This window comes from Lentibacillus sp. JNUCC-1 (assembly GCF_009741735.1).
GTDB lineage: Bacteria > Bacillota > Bacilli > Bacillales > Amphibacillaceae > Lentibacillus_B.
The window spans coordinates 991,793-1,014,196 of the sequence record NZ_WHOH01000001.1; the positions used below are offsets into that span (position 1 = coordinate 991,793).

At 43.1% G+C, this 22,404-nt stretch carries 19 protein-coding genes and 3 pseudogenes; 5 read left to right on the forward strand and 17 right to left on the reverse strand.

Annotated elements, in window-relative coordinates:
- Positions 1 to 488: 488 nt before the first annotated feature.
- The 8 genes and pseudogenes from JNUCC1_RS04670 to JNUCC1_RS19160 all read right to left on the reverse strand — a co-directional run bounded on the left by JNUCC1_RS04670 (position 489) and on the right by JNUCC1_RS19160 (position 8,374).
- Positions 489 to 1,459: pseudogene (locus JNUCC1_RS04670) on the reverse strand (sugar phosphate isomerase/epimerase family protein).
- 32 nt (positions 1,460 to 1,491) lie between these two features.
- On the reverse strand, positions 1,492 to 2,526 hold the full coding sequence (locus JNUCC1_RS04675; RefSeq protein ID WP_156644356.1) for a Gfo/Idh/MocA family protein: 1,035 nt from the start codon (positions 2,524 to 2,526) through the stop codon (positions 1,492 to 1,494).
- Positions 2,527 to 2,537: 11 nt separating this feature from the next.
- Positions 2,538 to 3,530 carry a LacI family DNA-binding transcriptional regulator gene (locus JNUCC1_RS04680; protein ID WP_156644357.1) on the reverse strand — a complete coding sequence of 331 codons (993 nt, stop codon included), beginning with the start codon at positions 3,528 to 3,530 and terminating at the stop codon, positions 2,538 to 2,540.
- Between the two features lie 89 nt (positions 3,531 to 3,619).
- Positions 3,620 to 4,666, reverse strand: coding sequence for an ABC transporter permease (locus JNUCC1_RS04685; RefSeq protein WP_156644358.1), 1,047 nt, complete (start codon positions 4,664 to 4,666; stop codon positions 3,620 to 3,622).
- 26 nt (positions 4,667 to 4,692) lie between these two features.
- Positions 4,693 to 6,174 carry a sugar ABC transporter ATP-binding protein gene (locus JNUCC1_RS04690; RefSeq protein WP_156644359.1) on the reverse strand — a complete coding sequence of 494 codons (1,482 nt, stop codon included), beginning with the start codon at positions 6,172 to 6,174 and terminating at the stop codon, positions 4,693 to 4,695.
- Between the two features lie 90 nt (positions 6,175 to 6,264).
- Entirely contained in the window at positions 6,265 to 6,453 is a 189-nt protein-coding gene (locus tag JNUCC1_RS18525) for a hypothetical protein (protein ID WP_231746986.1), read from the reverse strand.
- Positions 6,450 to 7,256 (reverse strand): substrate-binding domain-containing protein, encoded by an 807-nt coding sequence (locus tag JNUCC1_RS04695; RefSeq protein WP_231746987.1) that lies wholly within the window; start codon positions 7,254 to 7,256, stop codon positions 6,450 to 6,452. The genes JNUCC1_RS18525 and JNUCC1_RS04695 overlap by 4 nt, the downstream gene beginning before the upstream one ends.
- 65 nt (positions 7,257 to 7,321) lie before the next feature.
- Positions 7,322 to 8,374 (reverse strand): Gfo/Idh/MocA family protein, encoded by a 1,053-nt coding sequence (locus JNUCC1_RS19160; protein ID WP_156644360.1) that lies wholly within the window; start codon positions 8,372 to 8,374, stop codon positions 7,322 to 7,324.
- A 747-nt stretch (positions 8,375 to 9,121) separates the two neighbouring features.
- Between JNUCC1_RS19160 and JNUCC1_RS18530 the strand changes: the two genes are divergently transcribed.
- The 4 genes from JNUCC1_RS18530 to JNUCC1_RS04715 all read left to right on the forward strand — a co-directional run bounded on the left by JNUCC1_RS18530 (position 9,122) and on the right by JNUCC1_RS04715 (position 12,523).
- Positions 9,122 to 9,796, forward strand: a complete 675-nt coding sequence (locus JNUCC1_RS18530) for an MFS transporter (RefSeq protein ID WP_231746988.1) — start codon at positions 9,122 to 9,124, stop codon at positions 9,794 to 9,796.
- Positions 9,797 to 9,810: 14 nt separating this feature from the next.
- Complete coding sequence (locus tag JNUCC1_RS18535; protein WP_231746989.1) at positions 9,811 to 10,356, forward strand: MFS transporter; 546 nt, start codon at positions 9,811 to 9,813, stop codon at positions 10,354 to 10,356.
- Between the two features lie 297 nt (positions 10,357 to 10,653).
- Complete coding sequence (locus JNUCC1_RS04710) at positions 10,654 to 11,304, forward strand: HAD family hydrolase (protein WP_156644361.1); 651 nt, start codon at positions 10,654 to 10,656, stop codon at positions 11,302 to 11,304.
- A gap of 46 nt (positions 11,305 to 11,350) precedes the next feature.
- Positions 11,351 to 12,523 carry a GNAT family N-acetyltransferase gene (locus JNUCC1_RS04715; RefSeq protein WP_231746990.1) on the forward strand — a complete coding sequence of 391 codons (1,173 nt, stop codon included), beginning with the start codon at positions 11,351 to 11,353 and terminating at the stop codon, positions 12,521 to 12,523.
- A 63-nt stretch (positions 12,524 to 12,586) separates the two neighbouring features.
- Here JNUCC1_RS04715 and JNUCC1_RS04720 read toward each other — a convergent pair whose 3' ends face one another.
- From JNUCC1_RS04720 to JNUCC1_RS04750, 8 genes and pseudogenes are all read right to left on the reverse strand, one after another.
- The gene (locus JNUCC1_RS04720) at positions 12,587 to 13,333 is read right to left on the reverse strand and encodes a GntR family transcriptional regulator (protein WP_156644362.1); all 747 of its coding nucleotides are present in this window, start codon (positions 13,331 to 13,333) and stop codon (positions 12,587 to 12,589) included.
- A 330-nt stretch (positions 13,334 to 13,663) separates the two neighbouring features.
- Positions 13,664 to 14,443 (reverse strand): gamma-glutamylcyclotransferase, encoded by a 780-nt coding sequence (locus JNUCC1_RS04725; protein ID WP_156644363.1) that lies wholly within the window; start codon positions 14,441 to 14,443, stop codon positions 13,664 to 13,666.
- A 55-nt stretch (positions 14,444 to 14,498) separates the two neighbouring features.
- Positions 14,499 to 14,672 carry a carbohydrate kinase family protein gene (locus JNUCC1_RS18540; RefSeq protein WP_331713602.1) on the reverse strand — a complete coding sequence of 58 codons (174 nt, stop codon included), beginning with the start codon at positions 14,670 to 14,672 and terminating at the stop codon, positions 14,499 to 14,501.
- Positions 14,657 to 15,316, reverse strand: coding sequence for a PfkB family carbohydrate kinase (locus JNUCC1_RS04730; protein ID WP_231746991.1), 660 nt, complete (start codon positions 15,314 to 15,316; stop codon positions 14,657 to 14,659). The genes JNUCC1_RS18540 and JNUCC1_RS04730 overlap by 16 nt, the downstream gene beginning before the upstream one ends.
- Positions 15,317 to 15,334: 18 nt before the next feature.
- Positions 15,335 to 16,189, reverse strand: a complete 855-nt coding sequence (locus tag JNUCC1_RS04735) for a carbohydrate ABC transporter permease (protein ID WP_156644364.1) — start codon at positions 16,187 to 16,189, stop codon at positions 15,335 to 15,337.
- 1 nt (position 16,190) lies between these two features.
- A pseudogene (locus JNUCC1_RS04740) lies at positions 16,191 to 17,073 on the reverse strand (carbohydrate ABC transporter permease).
- Positions 17,074 to 17,150: 77 nt separating this feature from the next.
- Positions 17,151 to 18,425: an ABC transporter substrate-binding protein gene (locus tag JNUCC1_RS04745; RefSeq protein ID WP_156644365.1), complete on the reverse strand. Its 1,275-nt coding sequence runs from the start codon at positions 18,423 to 18,425 to the stop codon at positions 17,151 to 17,153.
- A gap of 186 nt (positions 18,426 to 18,611) precedes the next feature.
- Positions 18,612 to 19,586 carry an SIS domain-containing protein gene (locus JNUCC1_RS04750; protein WP_156644366.1) on the reverse strand — a complete coding sequence of 325 codons (975 nt, stop codon included), beginning with the start codon at positions 19,584 to 19,586 and terminating at the stop codon, positions 18,612 to 18,614.
- Positions 19,587 to 19,908: 322 nt separating this feature from the next.
- Here JNUCC1_RS04750 and JNUCC1_RS04755 point away from each other — a divergent pair.
- Positions 19,909 to 21,230, forward strand: a pseudogene (locus JNUCC1_RS04755) (short-chain fatty acid transporter).
- Between the two features lie 38 nt (positions 21,231 to 21,268).
- Here the strand turns inward: JNUCC1_RS04755 and JNUCC1_RS04760 are convergent.
- Positions 21,269 to 22,237, reverse strand: a complete 969-nt coding sequence (locus JNUCC1_RS04760) for a DMT family transporter (RefSeq protein ID WP_156644367.1) — start codon at positions 22,235 to 22,237, stop codon at positions 21,269 to 21,271.
- Positions 22,238 to 22,404: the final 167 nt, after the last annotated feature.

Consider the following 22,404-nt stretch of genomic DNA (forward strand, 5'->3'; position numbering starts at 1 on the left):
CAAAACGCAGGGAGCGTGAAAACACGAGAAAGAGGCCGTTTGAATTGTGGCTGATCTGGCAGAATGACGAGACACGCCAGCGTTATTATTGTTGGTAGATTACCTCATGAGGATAACGTCTATACATTTTCATACGAGACAAAAGGGTACAAGTTAAATAAAAAAGGCTGTGGGAGTCGACTTCCCTCCGCTCCAATCACTCTATGTTTATCAGTAGCTGGGAAGGTTTTACTCACATAAGAGTTAGAGAATAAGCTCTCATAACAAGCTCGGGGAAAACACGGAGACTCCTGTGGGATGCAAAGCCTCGGTGAGACCCCACAGCGCGCAGCGCGAGGAGGCTCAGCAGCGCCCACGGAAAGCGCAGTGTTTTCCCCGAGCGGTTGCCAGGAGCAGTCATTCCGGTTCGCAGTATGTGTCTTCGTGGTCATGAAGTAGCCAATCAAAAAGACCCGGTTTTCGGGTCTTTTTTGAAGTACATAAAGAAGTTAGTCTGCCCACCAAATCTCTGTGGGCGGTTCTTGTATGTGTATCTGCTGCAGGTTGCGGACGGCTCGGGTGAAGCCTTCGTTAATGGACATAATCGGATCTTCGTGTTCGATGCTGATGACATGGTCATAGCCGTATGTACGGAGGGCACTGACAATGTCGGACCATTCTTTGATGCTGTGCCCGTAACCGACTGACCTGAAGCTCCAGGCACGTGTTTGAACAGCATCGTAAGGCTGCATGTCGGTCAGGCCATACATATTAACATTATCCTGATCGATATACGTATCCTTGGCATGGAAATGATGGATCGCGTTTTCTTTTCCAAGTATTTTAATGGCGGCGACTGGATCAATGCCTTGCCACCAGAGATGACTCGGGTCCAGGTTCGCGCCGATTGCGTCGTTGGTTGCTTCGCGGAGCTTCAGCATGGTGTATGGTGTATGCACAAGAAATCCGGCATGAAGTTCCAGACCGACTTTCACACCATGGTCCTTAGCGATCTTTCCGGCTTCCTGCCAGTAAGGAATTAACTTTTCCTCCCATTGCCACTTCAAAATATTGCTGTATTCAGTTGGCCAAGGGTTACAGGCCAGTTCGGATATTTAGACCCTTCATGTGAGCCGGGGGTGCCGGAAAATGTATTCACCACCGGTACGCCCATTAACGAAGCCAGTTTAACTGTTTTAACAAACGTTTCATGCGCTTTTTCAGCATGTGCTTTGTCGGGTGAGACCGGGTTGTCGTGGCAGCTGAATGCGCTGATACTCAGCCCGCGTGACTCAATCTTGTCCAAATAGGCTTTTCGCTTATCCGCACTCTCTAGCAATTCATCTAAATTACAAAAGTCATTTCCTGGATTGCCGCCGGTGCCAATCTCAACCGCTTCAAGACCGATATCCCTCACACCGTCAAGCATGTCATCCAGCGTTTTTCCGGAAAACAAGACGGTAAATACACCGAGTTTCATATGACCACTCCTACCTCTGTTTATCGTTAACCTTAAATCTTCACTATCTTCTGTGTGTCTGCCGCTTCCAGAATACCAAGTATTACTTTCAACGAAGAAAAAGCGTCGTGTCCGGTGACCACTGGTTCTTCATCCAAGCGCACAGCCTTAATAAAAGCATCGATCACACCCGTGTTTGACTGGTTGTCGTTCGTCTGAATGGATTCCAGCTGATAATGGACTTTACCGCCATCAGACCGTATGACTTCAATTTGATGGTCTGGATGTGTATATATTTTTATGATCCCGTGTTCGCAATAGATGATGGTGCTGTTGTCCTCTTCCCCGTAATACGTCCAGGAAAATGAGGCAGATCCCAGAACGCCTTTTTTGGTTTTTAGACTGCAGACAATGTTATCAGCAACTTGAATCGGCTGATCGTTTTCATCGACTTTATCAAGCGCCCCTTTAAAGGCACTGACATATTCAATTTCGTCATCAAGCAAATAATGGATCAGATCAATTTTATGAATGCCTAAGTCACCTGCTACGCCCAGGCCTGAGCGTTCTTTTTTAAAAAACCAGGTTGAGTTGCTTTTGTTGAAGCCCCAGTGCTCTGGCCCCTGATGTCCAAATGTCGTTTTAAATGTCAGTGGTTTGCCTAATTCATTGTTTTTGATGATCCGCTTCACTTCTTGATGGGCCTTTGTCAGACGCTGGTTGTGGTCTACCATCAGTTTTTTGCCTGATTGTTCCTGTGCGGAGAGAATTCCCTCGGCCTGCTCTAAGGTTAAGGATAAGGGTTTTTCGCATAAGACATGTTTTCCGTTCAACAAGGCGTTTGTCGTGTGAATATGGTGATATTCATTTGAAGAACAATCACTGATCACATCAATCTCTGGATCATTCAGTAATGCCTCAACACTTCCGGCTGTCGTCCCGCCGAACAGTTCAGCAAGTGCCTCAGCGCGTTCCGGATTGCGATCGTAAAAAACAATTTTACTCACATGGGGATTTGCCTTATATTCTGGTGCATGCCGATAACGTGTGATCGACCCGCATCCGATAATACCTGCTGTGATACTCAAACAGATCCCTCCTATTTTGGTTTAGTCGATTCTCTGACCACCAGCTCATGCTGCAACACGGTGCTTGTTACCGCCTCGCCGCGAATTTTCTTTAACAGCATTTGAGCTGCAATGGTTCCCATTTCGCACATGGGCTGAGCAATGGTCGTCAATGTGGGGTGTGTCATGTTGGAAAAGTCAATCCGGTCGAAGCCGACGACAGCGATATCGTCCGGAACACTGAGACCGTTCGTGTGAATCTCCCTTAAAGCACCAATGGCTAAGAGGTCGGAAACACCGAACACCGCTGTTGGTCTGTCGTCAAGTTTCAAAATATCCCGCATGGCTTGTTGGCCGTACTCAAATCCCAGTTTATGTGTATATCTGATATACGCTGGATTCACTTCAATGCCATGATCCTCAAGAGCCTTCTGGTAGCCTTTTTCACGTTGCCTCGCATATAGAAAGTCCTTATTAGAATTAATGAGCCCGATCTTCCTGTGACCTATATTAATGAGATGCTCCACTGCCATATAAGCGGCTTTCTCACTATCAATGGTGACGTAAGGGATGCCGCTGTCGATGTCGTATTCACTGCATTGAATAATCGCATGCGCTTCAGCGAGCGCGATCAGTGTTTCCATATTGACCGCCGGATCCATTGATATAATGCCATCTGCCATCTTGGAACGCACCAGATCAAAGTAAATGTCCTCGCGCTCAGGGTCTGAATTGGTCTCACAGAGAAGAATATTATAGTTGTGATTGAGTGCGGTCGTTTCAATGCCCTTGATGATTTCAAAATAAAACGGGTTAGCAATTTCAGGGATCAAAACCAGCAGCAACCGACTTTCCGAATTGCGCAGATTCCGTCCAAGACTGCTCGGTTCATAATTTAATTGTGCAATAGCTTCCTCCACTTTTTGTTTCGTTTTGTTTGAGACAGTATTGTGCCCATTCAGAACCCTGGATACCGTCGCAACCGAAACCCCCGCTTTGTCTGCAACCTGTCTGATGTTTGCCATAGTATCGTGCCTACTTTCCTGTATCGAGCCTGTGCGATAGTTGATTGTCTCGTATCATATTTCATTTTAATGGCATTCTTCCGTTTCGTCTAAGAAAGCTTTTCTTTCCTTTGCAGAAGCACTGCTGCCACAACAATCATACCTTTAAACGCTTCTCTTAAAAAAGGCGGTACACCGAACAGGTTTAATAGATTATTCATCACGGCAATAATCAGCATCCCATAGACTGCCCCGAGAATAGAGCCTTTTCCACCGCTAAGGCTCGCTCCGCCGACAACAGCCGCCGCAATGGCATCCATCTCCATGCCACGTCCCGCATTGGAAAAGTCCATCGAGCCGATGCGCGATACTTGTATGAGCGCTGCGACTGACACAAGCAACCCCATAAGACCATAGACTCGGAGCTTAACTTTGTTGACTTTTACCCCGGAAAGTTTGGCTGCCCGTTCACTTGAACCGACGGCAATAATCTGCCGGCCAAATGTCGTGCGCTTCGAAACATAGTATAAAATCGCTGCGATGACCGCCCAGTAGACGATTGGCATAATCATATACGGTCCGATTTTGAAACTGGCAATCTGCAAAAACTCCATCGGGACTCTTGGGTTATAGCCCTGCATGAAGTGCTGAGTGACACTACGGAAGATCATCATCGCCCCAAGTGTCGCAATGAAAGGTGGCACCTTCCCTCTTGTGATCGTGACACCAATGAGCGCCCCGAGCAGGTACCCGAATATGAGCACAAGCGGAATTGCCACAACGAAACCGAGCACCCCTGTCAGACCAAACATCCCGAGAAAACCTTTTGCGCCCGTGTCGATCAGCATCATGGTGAAGGCACCTGTGGCCACAAGCGTTGACCCAACAGACAAGTCAATGCCTTCTGACATAATGACCATTGTCATCCCGAGTGCAATAATGCCGATGCCTGCGTTATTTCTTAGAATATTGATCCAGTTGTTGGTCCAGGACTGCAGCCAGTCACCGAAAGAATCATAATCAAATCCAAGGACCAGTGTTTGTAAAATAATCATGATGACCAATGCAATAAAGATGCTGAACAACGGATTATTGGACCATCTGTATTTAAACCATTCCATAAAAGATCTTTTTTGTGTTGCTTGGCTGTTCTCCATGTCTGGCATCCAACTCCTTTACGATGTTAATTCCCGCCTGTCGCAAGCCGCATAATCTCATGTTCGGTCATCTTATCGTCTGTAACCTCACCCTGAATGACCCCGTGGTACATCACAACCGCTCTGTCACACAGGCGGATAATTTCCTGCGCTTCCCCTGAGAGGACAATAATGGCAATCTGATCTTCTGCCAATTTAAGGATAATGTCATAGATGTCTTCTTTGGCACCGACATCAACACCTTGCGTTGGATTATCCAGAATCAGAATCTCCGGATTTGTAGCCAGCCATTTCGCCAGAACAACTTTTTGCTGGTTGCCACCTGAGAGACTTGTAATGCTGTCAGTCAATTCACCCATTTTCAGACGTAATGTTTTGCGGTGACCGGCAAAAGCTTCCTCATGCCGGTTGATGTCAATCACCCCGCCCCGGGAAAATTTTGGCCAAGTGGTGATCGCAGCATTTTCAATAATATTCATATCAGGGAGGATCGCATTCTCTTTGCGATTTCGCGGGAGGTAAGCAATCCCCTTTTCAAGCGCCTCCGTGGTGTCATGAATGGTGATCGCCTGACCGTCCAAATAAATCTGTCCGGAAGGCGGGTCATTAGCCCCAAAGACTGACTGGAAAAGTTCACTCCTGCCGTCTCCGAGTAACCCAGTAACCCCGAGAATCTCACCAGCACGTACGGTCAAGTTAATATCTTTAAAAAGCTGCTTTGATGTTAAATTTTCCAGACGCAGCACTTCACGGCCCAGTTCTTTTTCCCGTCTCAAGGATTCTGTCCGGACATCAAACCCGACCATAAACCGAGCCAGATCATCTGTGGTCACATCCGCTACATCCCCCTCTGACACGAGGTTGCCGTCTCTTAATACGGCATAGCGGTTACACACCTGTTTCACTTCATTTAATTTATGAGAAATAAATATAATACCGACATCATGGGTCTTCATCGTCCGCATCATTTCAAAAACCCGCGCAATTTCTTGTTCAGTCAGAGACGTTGTCGGTTCATCCATAATAATGATCGATGCGTTCGTCATCATTGCACGACAGATTTCCACGATTTGTTTATAGGAAGAATCCAGATCCTTGACCATTGTCCGCGGATCCAGATCAATGTTCATTTGTTTAAAAATTTCAGCTGTTGCTGTGATCATACCTTTCAGATCAAGAGTCCCGAATTTGGTTTTCAGTTCTCGGCTGAGAAACATATTTTCATAAATGGGCAGGTCATTAATCAGATTTAGTTCTTGATGGATAAAAGCAATGCCTGCATTGAGCGAATCTGAAGGTGTTGTGAAGCTGACCGGTTCTCCGTTGATTTTAATGGCGCCAGCGTCCATCTGATGAACGCCACCTAAAATGTTCATCAGCGTCGATTTCCCTGCACCATTTTCTCCGAGCAAGGCACAAATGTCACCGCCTTGAATGGTTAGGGAGACCTCTTTAAGCACATTGTTGCTGCCGAATGATTTTTTAATGTTTTCCATTTCGATGATCATGCCATCACTTCCAGACCAGGATTTTTGTGGAGAGGGGTGTGTGGGCCCCTCCCCTGTTATCCTATTTTCTCATTCATGCTGTTCGTGACCTTAGTAAGGTGAGTCTTCGTCAAGAAACTCTTCATAATTGTCGCGATCCACAATGGTTGTCGGAATAATGGTTTGTTTGTCAACGTCTTTGCCATTTAAGAGGTCAAGCGCAACATCGACCGCATCTTTAACCATTGCCGGACTGTACAGAGCAGACTCAATCCAGATGTCTTCATTTTCCGGCATCATTTTAAAGTACTCCTGCATGCCGCCCCGCCAGTTACAACTTGGATCTCATCTCTTCCAGCTTCATTGATGGCCTGAAGCACACCAATGGATGTCTCATCATCGATCGAATAGACAGCGTCAATATGGTCAAGGGATGTCAGGATATCGGAAAAGTCACTCAGACCAGATTCCCGCGTAAATTCTGCTGCATATGTTTCAAGGTTCATGTCAGGTGCGATGTCAGCGATCGTGTCTTTAAACCCGTTGACACGGAGTTTGGACACAGAGCCAGCAGATGGATTTTCCAGTACGACGACCGTTCCTTTTGTGCCGATCTTATCGACAATATAATTGGCGCCCTGGATCCCCATGTCTTCGTTGTCACCCGCAACACGGTAAACGCCTTCAGCATCGATTTCAATATCGAAGTTGACAACCTCGATGTCTGCGTCTAATGCTTTCTGGATCGGAACTTCCATTCCTTCCCACTGTGGGAATGCAACAATGGCTTCTGCGCCCCAGGTCATCAAGTCGTCAAGCTGTGAGGTCATTTCCTCTGCGTTACTGCTCGTTTGAATCTGATACTCAATCTCATCAGACAATTCTTCAGCTCTGTTCTCAGCATGATACGCGACCGCTGCCACCCAACCATGCGTCACGGCTGGTGCCAGGATACCGATTTTATGTTTATCACCATCGCCACCATCGTTCCCGCCGGTATTTCCTTCAGCTTCTGCTTCTGTTGTGTTATCTCCACCACAGGCACTCAAGATTCCAGCGATCAGTAAACCGAATAATACCAGCACATAAAAAGATTTCTTCATTTGAATAACCCCCTAAATGGTTTCGTGTTCAGAAATACAGGCTCAGATACGGTCATGTGCGCTTGCTAGCTTTCTGACTGATTGGAACACACCCCCTCCTTTCGAGTTGTGTTGTGCATGCTTATAACCTTTTTTGTTTCCAATGACCGTTCGATTGCCTTCAGCAGCTTCAGTGTATACAGGACATCTGAAAGCGGAATAATTGTGTTGTCCTGATTCGCTTCAAGGCAATGGATGAAATAAATCAGTTCTTGTTGAAAAGGATCTGTTGCCTCGACCTGTAAGGATGTTTTTTCTGTAGATGAGTAATAGGTCATTGTCGTGTGACTATCCTCATCCGGATCGATATTGTCACCGGCTTGACTCTTGTAATCTAATGTTGCATCCGGTGTTTGAGCCCTGAAGGTCATTGAGAACGGATAATCTGGTGGCATGCGGTGTGAAGCTTCCACGAATGCCTGACTGTTATTATTAAATGTTAACGTCGTCATAACATGGTCCCATGCCCCGTACGCATTTTGGTGACCAACAGCGTATACCGTCGCAACCTCTCCAAGCAACGCACAAATGTAATCGATATCATGAATATGCAAATCGAATAAGGCCCCGCCACTTTTTTCAGGGTATTGAAACCAGTCACTCCACTTCGGGGCCTGCCCAAGCCGCTTGGCGTGGATCACTTGTATATCTTGCATTTTTGTCTGGCTGTAGGATTGGATGAGAGCGTATTCTGGCCAAAAGCGCAGAACATGTCCCACGAACAGTCGCACCCCGTTTGCTTCTGTTGCCTCAATCATGCGTTGCGCTGATTCCGCTGTTAGCGTCAGCGGTTTCTCGCAGAAAATGTGCTTACCTGCATGTGCCGCCTTGAGCGCGTATGATTCATGCAAGTGTGTCGGGAGGCAAATATCAATCACATCGATGTCGTCATCTGCTAATAAGTCTTCAAAGCTTGTAACATGGGACGTATTGAATTCAGCAGCCAGCTTAGTGCCTTTTTCCTGATCAGCCGTACAAATTGCCTTCACCCGAGCGTTAGGGATATGACTATATGCTTCCAAGTGTTTCTGACCAATAAACCCCAGACCAATAAGACCGATGTTTTGGATGAAGATCACCTCCTCAGTTAGTGAGTGGATACTACAGCACTGATGTAATCGATTACATTTAGCGGTAAAAATTAATGATTGCTTATTATGTTATGTATCTCCTGCTGAGAAACCCTTACTGTAATCGATTACATTTACATAATAAGCACAAATCTAAAAAATGTCAACACTTTTCTAGAAACAGATAGCCACTTTTTACGATTCTATGTAAAACACCCCATGAATATGACAAACACCTCATAAACATTAACCCTCCCTACAGTCGGTAGGTGCCTAAGTGGTGCCTGTCACTTTCCGAATTTTGTCGAATGAGGTGGTCTGGGAGATGCGATCGCAAGGCGTCTTTTGCTGAGTGGGTAGGTTTATTCAGGAAACGTGTTTCTATCGGGGCAAGTGGGCGTTCTATCAGAGCAAGAGTATGTGCTATCGGAGCAAGAGCGTGTCCTATCAGAGCAAGACCACGTTCTATCGGAGCAAGAGCGTGTCCTATCAGAGCAAGACCACGTTCTATCAAAGCAAGAGTGCCTCCTATCAAACGAAGATCGCCACTTCCACTTCCCCATTAAAACGTGGCGCCGGATCCAAAATATGTTTGCTACGGTTTGGTGCCTGTCACCTCCAGGTTTTTGTCGAGTGGGATTTGGGTGGAGGCAGGTCTTTGCGGGTGACCTGTGTGGGGGATTGGTATAGTATTGTTTTAGGAATTATCTTTTTGGATTTTTTGATGAGTTGTGAAATGAAAGGATTGAAATATGTATGGCTACATCCGTGCAGCGTTTGGGAAAGGATCATTTAATGCCGTGGAAGATGCTGGCGCTGCTTGTGGGGCTGCAGGTTCTGGTGGCTTTTGTGGGACGGAGTCTGGCACCACTTGGACCGTTGATTGGCGTTGACTTATCGTTGACGAAGGCGCAGATTGGGTTAATGCCTGCTGCGTTGTTTGTGGGACAGTCGGTTATAGCCCTGCCGGCTGGGTTTTTAACGGATCGGATTGGGACCAAGTGGATGCTCTTGATCGCAGCTGTTTGTCTGGGCGGCAGTTTTATGGTGATGACGTTTGTGTCTGTTTATGCGGGCATGCTGCTGATGATTGTACTTGGTGGTGTCGGGTACGGTGCGTCCCATCCGGCTGCGAATCGTGGCATTTTGTATTGGTTTGATGCGAAGAAACGTGGCACGGCGATGGGCATTAAGCAAATGGGTATTACGGCAGGCTCTGCTTTGTCAGCGTTGTTGCTGCTGCCGCTTGCGAATGTGTGGGGCTGGCGACCAGCGGTTATTCTTGCCAGTGTGCTGCTGGTGATCGTGGGCTTGGCTGTGTTTATGCTTTTTCGGGATCCTGAGGGGTGGCAGAGGCGGAATCTTCAGCTGAACCGGCACGTTTTTTTAGTGGACTGGTTGAGATGGCGAAAAACGGAGCGCTCCTTTTGATCAGTTTTGCCGCGATGTTGTTGAGTGGGTCTCAGATGATTTTCAATACGTATATTGTGTTATTTGCTTATGAATTCTTGGAGATCGGGCTAATTTCTGCCGGGTTGCTGCTGGTAATCGCTGAAGTGGGCGGATCTTTTGGCAGGATCATCTGGGGGCTGGTCAGTGACCGGCTGTTTGACAGCAAGCGGATCGTGATTATTTTGATCATCTCCATAATGGTTGCGGGGATGGGGCTTTTGTTTGCCTTTTTGCCAGCGGGTATTTCTTTCTGGGCAATGACGCCGCTCACGTTTGTGTTTGGTTTCTGTGTATCGGGCTTCAATGGCATTTGGATGAACGCTGCGACGGAATTGGTGCCATTTCGGCAGTCCGGGATCGCTACCGGATTCAGCTTGACTATCGGTGCAGTTGGGGTCATGTTTGCTCCGCCAGTGTTTGGGCATCTGGTTGACACGACGGGTGCGTATACATGGGGCTGGCTGTTTGTCGCGATGATGATGGGCGTTGTGATGACGCTGCTGTTGGGCGCGATGCGGTTTGTGAAGGGGCGTGGATAGGAGCGGTGTTTCGGGGTGGTGCTGGGTACCGGTCTGGTGCCTGTCACTTCCCGGTTTTTGTCGAATGGACATCCTTAATAAAGGGTTCAGCCTCTTAAGGTTGGGCTCTTTATTATGTTATTTGCACAAAATCCTATTTATTCACTTTGCATCGGTTCTCACATCAAACTGGCATTTGTATTAATATGATGTTATATTACATCTTAGATATAATAATTGATTAATAATTTCTAATTAAGGTAAAAATATTTTTCTTTTGCACACACTTACATAAATACAAACTCGAGGTGATAACACATGATAAAAGCTTTAATATTTGATTTTGACGGCCTCATTTTAGATACGGAAACGGCATGGTATGAATCCTATAAAGAAACTTTGGAGGAACTATATGGTTATAATCTACAAATAGAGGATTTTGTTAAATGTGTTGGCTCCAATGGAGAAGTTTTTTGGGATTTTCTACAAACAGAGTTAGGTGATTCATATGATTATCATATGATTAAAGATAAAGCCGGAAAGTTACACACACTAAAAATAAAAAACTATAAAGAGCGGGATGGCGTAAAAGACTTTTTGGAGGATGCCTTCAAAAAAAATCTTAAAATCGCTTTGGCAACAAGCTCTTCCAAAAGGTGGGCTACGACACACTTAACCAATCTCAAATTAATATCTTATTTTGATATTTTGATAACGAAAGACGATGTGAAAGATGTCAAACCTTCTCCGGACCTATTTAATAAAGCAATCAAAGAATTAAATATAAGACCGTCAGAGGCCATCGTTTTCGAGGATTCATTAAACGGATTGATTGCAGCCCAAAAAGCAGATTTAAAGACAATTATTGTGCCTAATCCGATCACTAAGTCTCTTCCGTTCAAGGATTATCATTTAAAATTAAATTCTATGAAGGACATGACTCTTAAAGAGGTCATAAGTACGACCTGAATAGATTAATAAGATTAAATTCTATTTCTAAATTGGAGGTCATAAGTTGGAAGATATTATTGAATTAAAAGAAAGTGATTATGAATCTGTTTCTTTATTATCACAATTTGCCTTTCAATACGAGTTATCTGAAGACGAGCTTATAAAGAAAAAGAAAGAAATGGCCCGGCATAGAATATGGGGGTGGATGGTGGAAGGGGATCTTGCAGCCAAATTGCATCTCATCCCACTTTCCTGCTATATTCTTGGAAACACGTACAAAATGGGTGGTATTAGTGCTGTTGGAACATGGCCAGAATACCGCAGACAAGGCATGGTCAAAAAACTGCTAAAGCATGCCTTAACAGAAATGAAAAAAGAAGGTCAAACCATATCTTTTTTACATCCATTTTCAATTCCATTCTACCGTAAATATGGTTGGGAAATGGCTTTTCATAGTAACAAATATACCATTCCCATGAAAAAGCTAAAAAAAGACTGGGATGGTAAGGGATATTTACGTCGTAACCCATTGGACCTTGACACGCTACATTCGGTTTATACGAGGTACGCTAAACAATTTACAGGTATGCTCACACGAGATAGAAAATGGTGGGAGCAGCGAGTTTTTAAAGATAGATGGCACACCGCGGTCGCATATGATGAAGCTGGGAGTGCTGAAGGATATCTTCTTTACATGGTTAAAGAGAATGTTCTTCACGTGCACGAAATGGTTGACTGCACGCTCAATGCCAGAAAGTTGTTATTCCAATTTATCAGTGACCATGACTCGATGGCAGAGGAGGTACGAATCACTCTACCTGATAATGATCATATTAGGTTACTCATTAATGATCCTTCATTCCAACACAAAGTTGAACCCAATTTCATGGCACGTATTGTCGACGTGCTGGCATTTCTGGAAAAGTATCCATTACAAAAATGTTACTTAACACAGCCTCTCTTATTACATGTTGTAGATGACTTTTTACCTGAAAACAATGGTACATATCACTTTAATTCTATTGGTGACCACATTAAGATAACCTATGAAGCTTATGATGACATTTCTGTCAAAGGGCTTCATTGTAACATCCAACAGCTAACCATTATGATGCTTGGTTATAAGCGTCCCAGTGATCTCTTTAATGCTGGTCTTTTAAAGGGGGAATATGAAGATATAAAGAAACTCGAAAAAATCATCCCTTTTCAACAAACCTTATTAACAGACTCATTTTAAAGTCTTTCAGTCTTGTTACCTTTATAAAAAATGAGCAGGGAAAGCGTTGTCCCTGCTCATTTTTTATCCATCCATTCTAATATCAATATGGAGACTCACTCTACTACCCAATAGGTAATAATTAGAGAAATGGACCGGTTTATTGTTGGTATCTTCAATTAGTTTATCAACTCTGATTACTGGGTCAATACTGGAGATATCAAATAGCTTACTAATGTCTGTTGTGGGCAAAGAAGCTTCAATCTTCTTCTTTGCATTTTGAAACTCTATGCCATAATCTTGGTGAATTATATCGAAAGTAGACACATCATCCTTAATTTTAGGAAGGATGTCGGGATAAACATCACATGGCAGATACGCAAAGTCAACACTAAAAACATCGTGTTCATCTTTAATGATTCTTACTAGCTTTACGAGTTCAAAAGGTTTTTTCCGATCGAACTTTTCCATTAAATATTTGTCCGCCTCTATGATTTCTTTTGATATTACTTTTTTTGTGAATTGATTCTCCATGGCAGACAATCCTTCAGTAAACCCTTGCAAATCCAAAATATGAATAGGGCGTTTGTGCCCCTTAACAAAAGTCCCCTTGCCATGTACAACTTCTATAACATCCTCATTTTCTAGTTCTTTCAATGCTCTTCTAACAGTAATTCTGCTTGCATTAAATCGATCACACAACTCTTTTTCTGAAGGTAGTTTTGCCCCTTTTTCAATCATTTCTGTTTCAATCATATCTTTAATGTGAAGCTTAATTTGTTCATATAAAAAAACAGAGCTTTCTTTATTCATTTGTTTGTAAGTTGACATATTCCACCTTGCCTTATCATTTGTTAAAAACAGTATGTTGTTTATTTAAATAACATCCACCAGACATCCTGCGTAGCTAACCAAGAGTAGCATATGCAGGTATGTTAACGGTTTCAAACACTTAGGCACAACTAAACTAAGTGGCGTATTATAAATCATATATTTTTAGTTTAACAAAAAGGAATCAATATTCCTAGAAGAACACATACAATTTTTACAAAGGTGGGTATTACTATCTTTAACTCCAAATGAATCCTTGTGAGTTGCATTAGAAAGCCATTTTAAACTTTTTGTGCCATCTTTTACGTAAATCTGATAAATATGCTTCACTTAGTGTACCATGCCCCCGTTAAGAATTTCCTCTGCGTAATGATTAGGTGGCGCTATCTCCTCCTCTTCCTTGTTGACAACAATGAAGGTTAATACATTGGTTTTCTTTTCACCATTCACTGTTACATCTATAAACGCCGGTCTATAGTCACCTGTAAAAACACCTTCTCGTTTGTATAAATACTCTCTTGCTTTTTGATTAATTCTATAAACCTTTCCTTCTACTCTGCCACTTTTTTCAATAATATCCGCCCTGCCACCGTCAGACTTGCCTATTAAAAATTGAAGCTTATAATTAGATAATACCCCTCTGCCAATTACGTCTTGAAATAAGTCATTCACGCCTGCTTCAATAAATCTTTTGTGATCCATACATGAGCCATAAGCAAAATAGAAAAGTTCTTCTTTTTTCTCATATAAATAGCTTTTCCAATCTCCGAAGCGTACTTGTGTATGCATACCAGGGTCACGAGCCACATACATATATGCCTCTGTCTTCCCTTGATCGGTATATACCGTTCTGGTACACCGATGCAAAGAAGTGTTTTTTTCAGATATTAACCTATCGAACTGTTTCAATTGATTATCTGTTACCTCAATCAACTCACCATAGACCCTTTGATCGCCCTCTATTGCAAGTATTGGATATCCGAGCGTGGTATCGTATAAGCTGCCAAAGACCCAGGCCTGTTCAAATAGCAATTGTGTCTTATACTTTGTATGAGAGTTAACTTCATTTTTTCGAAACGTTCCGTACACAAAAAGATATACAGTAGCCATATCATCAGACCCTTTCTTCACTTCCCATTAACCTGATTAAAGGTTCCCTGCTTGCCTAGTCCAACTGCTTAGGATACTCAAAACCTCCATAGAAACCGCATGTAACACTCGCACTCACTGCGGCAGATTGTAGAGCCTTTTTAATATCCTTATGTGTATAGTATTCAGTTAGGAAGCTACCAATGAAACTGTCTCCAGCGCCCATTGTATCAACTACCAATACGTCCACGACATCTTGCTGGTACCGGACGCCATCAGCAAAGAACAGCGCAGGTTTATCACCCTGGTAATACCTATAATGTCCATGTCATATTGGGAAAGAAGTTTAACTAGATCATCTATTTCAAAGTCTGAAAGTTCTGCTCCCGAGAAAAAGCCAATTGAAATATGTGGACAAACCTTTTGTAGATATGCAGGGTCAACGTTATCGGAAAAATCAAACGATATGTTTATGTGCTTTGAAATACCCGAAAGTTCTTCTTCAAGTGAAGAATAACAACTGATATGACATACATCAAATTCACTCATATACTCATAGTCATCTTGTATCATTTTCAATTTCATCTTATGCTGAACTGTGTTTTTAGGACCTCCAATAAATATCCTGTCACCGTCTTCTGATAAAGACACTTTAGGCTGGCCGCTTATACCCTCAACCGTACGGGACAGCTCATAATCCACTCCCTCCGATTGAAGGGCATATTTAATGTGTTTAGCTTTTTCATCAGTAGCAAAAACACCAATATACCCCACTTTATTTGCTCCAGATCTTTTACTGTTTACTGCAACATTAACACAATTGCCTCCTGGGAAATATACACCTTTGTCTAAATAACAATCCACAACGTTGTCCCCTACAGTTATAATATTCATTACTCTGCACCCTTTCTATTATCCTTTTACAGACCCCTCCGATAAACCACGAACTAAGTATTTCTGAAGTACAATCAGTAAAACAATCATTGGTAATGAAGCGATTACCATTCCTGAAAGAAGCACACCCCAATCTGTTTGTAAAGCATCTCTGAAGTTCATCAGACCAGAAGGAATTGTCTTAAGTGATTCTGAATCAATAAATACAGTAGCAAATAAGAATTCATTCCACGCATAGAAAGCAGTTAATACTACCGTCGTGATTAATATTGGTATAGACATAGGAAGATAAATCCTCAAGTATATACCGAATTCTGTACACCCATCCATTAAAGCAGATTCGTTTAGTTCTCTGGGTATGCCTAAAAAATACGCTCGTAATAATAAGATACATATAGGCAAACGAAAAGCAATATAAGGCAGTATTAAAGCAAGCCTTGTATCAACGATGTGCAAAGAACGCAGCAGATTAAATAATGGAATAATGGCTACCTCAGGATTCATCATCATTCCGCCAATTAATACGATTAATGCAACATCTATTAGACGCGAGCGATAACGCGCTAGTGCAAACGCCGCCATGGACCCGATAATAAGGACAGCACCTATCGTAATACCGGTTACAATTACACTATTAAAAAAGTAACTTGAAATCCCTTTTGACCAAGCATCAGTATAATTATGAACTAACCATTCACTTGGGAAGCCCCATACGTTATTATATATTTCATCATAACTTTTCATGGATGAAACAACCATCCAAAAAAGAGGATATAGGATAATTATTGCAAATATAATTAAGCCCAATAATGCAATAAACTCACCCACTCCAAACTTTACCAGTTTATTGGATGATTTATTTTGTTTTCTCATATCAATCATCCTTTCCTGTGCCAGATAATTTAATTTGAATTAACGCCAATATCGCCGTAATGAGAAATATTACAAAAGCGACAGTTGATGCAAGGCCCATGTTATCTTTGACAAAACCTTCTTGATACATGTGCACCGACATTGTAATGGAACTAAAACCAGGTCCGCCGCCAGTAAGTATATACGGCTCATTGAACACCAACATTGATCCAGTGACAGTTATTAATGTGTTTACGAAAATGGCTTCCTTAACTTGAGGAATAGTAATACTGAAGAATTTTTTTATCTTACCCGCCCCATCAATATCAGCCGCTTCATATAATTCTTTAGGAACCTTTTGAATGGCAACTACAAAGAGCATCATAATAAAACCGATACTCTGCCATTGGGACATGGCGATTACTGCATAAATTGCTGTTGAGGAATTACCTAGCCATGGTTTAGCTAAGTCTTCTAAGCCAATGAGTTGAAGAAATTCATTTAATAACCCCATTTGCGGGTTATAAACAAAACCAAACAGAAGCGCAATGACCGAAACAGATATCATAACTGGCATAAAGTATACAACCCTGAAAAATGGCGCTATTTTTCTAAAAACCTTATCCTCTAATACATAAGCTAGAACCAAGGCAAATCCGACTTGTAAAATAACTGATATAATTGCGTACTTAGTGTTATTTAACAAGCCTGTTATCATTACTTGGTCTGAGAACAGTAACTTAAAGTTCTTCCACCCGACGAACGTTTTTTCAGTGGAAAATACCGAGAAATCAAAAAACTGTTGTAAAAATTCTGAAATAAAGGGATATAAACAAATATTGTAATGAAGATCAACCCAGGTAACAAAAAAGTATGGGAATCATTTTATTCTTTCTTTGTTGCATTCTTACACCTCCGTACACTTGGTTGAAAAAATGTTGTTCCGAGACTCTAAATCTCGGAACAACGGGTTATTTTTTTGTTACTTTAATTCTTGGGCTGTTTTCTGAACCTCATTCATTACTTCTTCCGGAGTTTTCTGGTTGGTTGCCAGTGACTGACCACCCCTCATGAAAACATCAGCAACATTGATATCGACAGCGTTATCAAACCACGGAGCTGTTTTTGAAGCATCCGTTATCAGTTTATATGCTCTTAAACCAATATCGGAGGTGTTTTCTTCCGTTACCGCGCCCTTAATGGCATTTAATTGACCATCTTTTTTAGTGAATTCAAACGCAGTCTCTTCTGAGGTTAAAAACTTCAAAAAGTCAACTGCTTCAGGAGGCGCATTTTCACTTAACATCCATCCCTCTGGAGCCCCAGTTAAAGCTTTAGGATCGCCTTTTCCATCTTTGAATGCAGGAAAATCAAAGAAATCAAAGTCAACATCTCCTCCCTCTTGTACCATTCTGAATTCCGCAAATTGACTATATGAGATCGGGACTTCTCCACTGCTAAACATATTCCTCGCTTCCTCATTATTGATCGCAGTAGATATATCACCCATATAGGAAGTTAATTTTTGGAAAGCTTCAAGACCCTCAACATAACCTGGATCCGTAAATTCGCCAGTTTCTTTATTGTAGTCTTCTTCTAAAACTTCTGGATCTAAAATTCTTTGAAATATTGTTCCCATAAAATGAGAAACAACCCACTTATCAGACAATCCAGCTACTATTGGCGTCTCATACCCATTCTGTTGAAGTTTATCCAGTACAGAAATGAGTTCGTTGAACGTTTCTGGTGGTTCTAAATTATTTTCTTCAAATATCTTTTTGTTGTAGAAAAATGCTTTACCATCAACTGTGAAAGGAGCACCATAAATTGTATCGTCAAAGGTAAAGCCTGATAATTGGGACTCGAGTATTTGATCTGACCACTCTTTATCCTCGCTCATTACATCATCTAGCGGCATAATCTTGCCTGATGACACCAAGTTAGATGCAAATGAATCTGACCAGGATGAGAAGATATCCGGAAGTTCGTTACTGGAAACCAATACTTTAATTTTTTCTTTGTAAGAGTCATTTAAAACGGAGTTAACATTGATTTTCACATTGGGATGTTCATCCATATACTCTTCTATTTTTTCATTATAGAAGGTTTTTCTTGGTTCGTTTGGCCAGCGATGAAAAAAGTCTATTTCTACAACATCTTTTCCACTTGCGTTTGCTTGTTCATCATCTGATGAACAAGCAGCTATCATTGGGATGATCAGCAACAGCATAATGAAACTCAATATGCCTTTTTTCATAAAAATCACTCCTACTCTTGAATTTTGTATTGTCAAAAGTTTCTCAGCCAAACAACTCACAACCGGCGACATCTGGATGATAAGTTAAAAATGATCGTCCACCGCGAAGGTATATCATTGAATAACTGTGTCTGATTAAAGCATTTAATGGCTTTGACAAGCCGTCACATCAATTTTTAGATGTATTTAGTACTCCATTTTCCACATATATCTTCTTACAGAAAGTGGGTGTCCAGTATGTTCAGAGAGTCCATCAGCATACTGTCTTAATACGACCCCTGCCAACGCCGGACCAAAGTATTCTTTCAAGTCCTCGTCAATACCGCTATAGTCTAATTTGGTAATATCAACCACTTCTACTTTTTCACTAAACTTCTCAGCGAAACTAATAGCTCTTTCATCTAACGGAAGAGTCGGTCCTTCTCCTTTAATAATTAGAAAAGGCACATCGAAATCAGTTATTTCGAAAGGTCCATGGAAGTATTCCCCTGTATGAATAGCATTTGAATTAATCCAAAGCATTTCCATAAGTAAGCAACTTGTAAATGAATAAGCTTGATGATAATATGCTCCGCTACCCATGGTATAAATAATCTTTTCTCTTTTGTTCTCTTTTCCAAATTGAAATGCTCGCTCGTATGTTAATTTCTGGTTTGAATCAAATAGTTCTTCAAGTTTATTTAATTGATCCAATACTCTTTCGTACTTTTCGTTCGGGTTTAAGCTATTGATAATGGAGAAAACAAGAGTATAGAATATCCCAATTTCACCATCAATAGCATCTGACCCATCTTTATAATTGTAGTGAACTGTGTACTCAGCTTCTTGGCATAGTGGTGATTCAGTGTCAATGGAAATCGCAACTGTAATTGCACCTTTCTCTCTGGCAAACTTCGCCGCTTCGACAGTTTCAGGAGTTGTGCCTGAATGCGAGCGTAAAATAACCAAGCTATTGTTCCCAAGCCCCTTTGGATTACTGTGAATAAATTCATTGGATGTATAGGCCTTACTTGGAATGGAAAGTTCCCTGTCAACAAAATAGTCTCCAGTTGAAAGCGATGCCAAAGATCCGCCACAAGCTACAAAGTAAATATTATTAATATCTTTTTCCTTCACCGCACTTACCACACTATTGATCTGCTCTACATGCTCTGTCTTCATTCTAATACCTCCAGTTATTTTTTAAGACGTCATATGATGTCTTAAAAAGACTATAAGCTTTCCGTTTAGAATTGTCAATAGTTTTTTTAACATTTCAAGTAAATTTTATTTAGAAATGGTTTGCACTAGGCACAGTTTAACTAAGATTCTCGTTATGAGAATATAAAACGCAATACCTTACCTGTCACTTTCGACATGTTTCGGGAAGTGACTGTCACTTGTCGAGTCGTTTGTCGAAGTTAGTTTTGACTAATTTAACTATTGTGATATCATATTTGTAAGCGTTTACTTCATATAAATAGTGTATAGGGAGGGGATTTTGGTGAAGGGGATAACGAATTTTTTTGATCGGGTGGTACAGCGGTACTTGCCTGATGCGTTTTTGTTTGCAGTCATTTTGACGTTAGTCGTGTTTGTGATGGGGATCTTTTTTACATCGAGTTCGACGCTGGAGATGGTGAGTTATTGGGGTGACGGGTTTTGGGACTTGCTGGCGTTTGCCATGCAGATGTCGCTCATTGTTGTAACGGGGTATATTTTGGCCAATACGCCGGTTGTTAAAGGTGGGCTCGAGCGGATAAGTCGGCTGGCCAATACACCTGGACAGGCGATTGTGCTGATTACGATTGTGACGATTATTGCGTGCTGGATCAACTACGGGTTCGGCCTTGTGGTCGGGGCGCTGTTGGCGGTGCATATTGTGAAGCGCGTTCCGTCGGTCGATTACCGTCTGCTGGTGGCGAGTGCGTACAGTGGTTTCCTTGTGTGGCATGGCGGGCTTTCGGCATCAGCGCCGCTTCTGGTCGCGACTGAGGGGCACTTTTTGGAAGACACGATTGGGACCATTCCGGTGGTCAACACGTTGTTCAGTCCTTTTAATTTGTTTATTGTGATTGTGTTTTTGGTGACGCTGCCGGCGTTGAACTGGCTGCTTATGAAGAGTCGCGGTCCGGTCACGATTGAGCAGCAGCCGTGGAATTTTCAGGAGGAAGAAAAGGTGGAGGAAGCTTCGGCCGAGGAAATGACTCCAGCGTCACGGTTGGAGAACAGCATGATCCTGTCACTGCTCGTCGGGGCGCTTGGCGTGGTGTACATCGTCTATCATTTTGTGCAAAATGGCTTTGATTTGAATTTGAACATCGTCATTTTCACGTTCCTGTTACTCGGTATTCTGCTGCACCGGACGCCGAAGCAGTTTCTGGGCAGTGTCACGGATTCGGTGAAAAACGTCGGCGGGATCATCATTCAATTTCCTTTTTACGCGGGATTATGGGTATGATGGTAGAGTCCGGGCTTTCACAAAAAATGTCGCTGTTTTTTGTGAACATTTCCAATGACTTCACGCTCCCGTTATTTACTTTTATCAGCGCGGGTATCGTAAACTTCTTCGTCCCGTCTGGCGGTGGTCAGTGGGCTGTGCAGGGGCCGATTATGATTCCGGCTGCGCTTGAGATTGGCGTTGACACGGCGAAAACGACCATGGCTGTTGCCTGGGGTGACGCGTGGACGAACATGATTCAGCCGTTCTGGGCGCTGCCGCTGCTCGCGATTGCGGGCTTGAAAGTGCGTGACATCATGGGCTATTGTGCATTGATTTTAATTTATAGCTTTTTCCCGATAGCGATCGGGTTGTTGTTCTTTTAAAAAGATGTGCCCGGGTGCCTTGTGAAAAGGTGCCCGGGCTATTTTTTCTGCATCTGCTTGGCGCTCAGCTGAGCAATGATGATGCCGGCGATGATTAAGACGGATCCCGTGATGACGCCGGGAGTGAGTGTTTCGTTTAAAATTATTGAACTGAACAAGAGGCCGAAAATGGGCACGAGCAACGTTGAGATTGTCGCGGTGACCATATCGATCAGGCTGAGAATGAGAAACCAGACGGTGAAGCACAGCGCAGACGCGAACACGCCGGTGAACATGATGTAGTAGATGCTCGGTGTGTTCAGCACGATGGGTTCGCCCCATTCCATGACAAGGGCGGCGATGATGATGCCGATTGTGCCGCACGTCATTTGCCACGTGTTGACCTGGAGTTGGGGCAGGTTTTGCAGGTGGCGGCGGTAATAGACATTCGACATCCCCCAAGAAAATGCGGCTACGATGATGAGCAGCTCCCCGAAAACAGCTTGGAGGTTATCCGTGAAAATGCTGTCCCAGCCCACGATCGTGATGATGCCGATCATACCTGCGAGGAGACCTGTGACTTTGCCTGGGCTCATTTTTTCGTTCAGGAATTTTGCGGCGAGAAAGCTGCTCCAGACTGGCATGGAGTACAGGAGCACGGATGATTTTCCCGCGTCGACGAATTTCAGACCGTACATGACGAGCAAGAACACGATCGATGTTTGCAGCAGTCCGACGAGGGTCAGGTGCTTCCAATACTGTTTCGGCGGCAGGCCGGTTTTGCGAATCCAAATGACGATGAGCAGGGTGATCGAGCCAGTCGCAAAACGGAACGCGGAAAATGTGAACGGCCCCATATAGTCGAGCGCCTGCTTCATGAGCACCCAGGCATAGCCCCAAAGGAGCGTGACAATGAGGATGGCCAGGACGAGCGCCCATTTGTGCTGCTGGAGATATGTGATAAACGCTGATGTGGGGGCTTCTCCGCTTTCTGACTGTTGTTGTGTATGTAATTCCTTCTTTTTCATAACCGTCTCCCCCCACCTTTCCTGTTTCTATCGTAGCATTTTTTGAGCTAGGAACAAATGAAGTTGTGGTGTTTGGTGCAAGGGAAGTCCACAGCGGTTGGGGACTTCCTTTTTGATTTTGGGTGGGTGGTGGGATTTTGGTGCGGAGCGAGGAGTGGTCTACTGGA